Source organism: Acrocarpospora corrugata (genome assembly GCF_009687845.1).
Lineage (GTDB): Bacteria > Actinomycetota > Actinomycetes > Streptosporangiales > Streptosporangiaceae > Acrocarpospora > Acrocarpospora corrugata.
In genome coordinates, this window is record NZ_BLAD01000005.1 from 1 (window position 1) to 1,634 (window position 1,634).

Here is a 1,634-nt window from a genome sequence, read left to right on the forward strand (position 1 = left end):
CTGGGTTGACGTTTCCTGAGTTGTTTGAGGGTCGGGTGGCTGTTTCGGGTGGGCGGGTGGCGGTGGTTGATGGGGAGGTGTCGTTGAGTTATGCGGAGTTGAATGTTCTGGCTAATCGGTTGGCGCATCGGTTGATTGGGTTGGGGGCTGGGCCGGAGCGGGTGGTGGGTTTGGCTTTGCCGCGGGGGGTGTCGATGGTGGTGGGGTTGTTGGCTGTTTTGAAGAGTGGGGCGGCGTATTTGCCGGTGGATTTGGGTTATCCGGTGGATCGGGTGGCGTTTTTGCTGGGGGATGCGGATCCGTTGTGTGTGTTGACGACGGGTGCGGTGGCGGGTGGTCTGCCGGTTGGTGGGGTTCCTTTGGTGTTGGTTGATGAGTTGGTTTTCGGGGTGGGTGATCGTGTTGATGATCCGTCGGATTCGGATCGGTTGTGTGCGTTGGAGTTGGGGCATCCGGCTTATGTGATTTATACGTCTGGGTCGACGGGGCGGCCGAAGGGTGTGGTGGTGACGCATGCGGGGATTGCGAGTCTGTCGGCTCATCAGGTCGGTTCTTATGGTGTTTCTGAGGATAGTCGTGTGATGCAGTTGGTTTCGATGAGTTTTGATGTGGCGGTGGCGGAGGTGTGTTTGGCGTTGTTGAGCGGGGCTAGTTTGCATGTGCCGGGTGGGACGTTGTCGGGTGATGAGTTGGCGGGGTTTCTTCGGGCTTCGCGGATTACGCATGCGCATATTCCGCCGGCGGTGCTGGCGGTTACTCCGGATGTGTTGTTGCCTGATTTGGAGGTGGTGATTTCGGGTGGTGAGGCGGTTCGGGGGGAGGTTGTGGAGCGGTGGGGTCGTGGTCGGGTGTTGTTCAATGCGTATGGTCCGACGGAGGCGACGGTTGATGTGACTTTCCGGGAGTGCCGGGTGGGTGTGGATGGTGTGGGGGAGTGGGGTTTGATTGGGCGGCCGATTGTCGGTGCGCGGGTTTATGTGCTGGGTGGTGATTTGTGTCCGGTGCCGGTGGGGGTGGCGGGTGAGTTGTATGTGGCGGGGCCGGGTTTGGCGCGTGGTTATTTGGGGCGGTCGGGGCTGACGGCGTCGCGTTTTGTGGCGTGTCCTTTTGGTGTGGCGGGTGAGCGGATGTATCGGACTGGGGATGTGGTGCGGTGGCGTGGGGATGGGGAGTTGGAGTTTGTCGGTCGTGCTGATGATCAGGTGAAGGTTCGTGGATTCCGGGTGGAGCCGGGTGAGGTTGAGGCGGTTTTGGCGGAGCATTCCGGGGTGGCGCAGGCTGTGGTGGTGGCGGCGGGTGGTCGTTTGGTGGCGTATGTGCTTTGGTGGCGGGGGGTGGTGTTGATGGGGAGGGGTTGCGGGGGTTTGTGGCTGCTCGTCTGCCGGATTACATGGTGCCGTCGGTTGTGGTGGTGGTTGATCGGTTCGTGTTGACGCCTAACGGCAAGATCGATCGGCGGGTGTTGCCGGCGGGTTGGGTGGCGGTGTCGGGGCGGGTGGCGCGTACTGCTCGTGAGGAGATTTTGTGTGGTTTGTTTGCTGAGGTGCTGGGGTTGGCGGCGGTTGGTGTTGACGATAATTTCTTTGATTTGGGTGGGCATTCGTTGTTGGCGTCCCGGCTTTTGAGCCGGATCC

Annotated in this window: 2 protein-coding genes; both read left to right on the forward strand. The window is 60.8% G+C overall.

What is annotated here, in order from left to right; all coding sequences use genetic code 11:
• Positions 1-1,433, forward strand: a 1,433-nt coding sequence (locus Acor_RS00040) for a non-ribosomal peptide synthetase (protein ID WP_155334399.1), incomplete at its 5' end; no start/stop codon positions are given.
• Positions 1,406-1,634: phosphopantetheine-binding protein (locus tag Acor_RS00045; protein WP_170316736.1), on the forward strand; the 229-nt coding region annotated here is incomplete at its 3' end. The genes Acor_RS00040 and Acor_RS00045, both read left to right, overlap by 28 nt.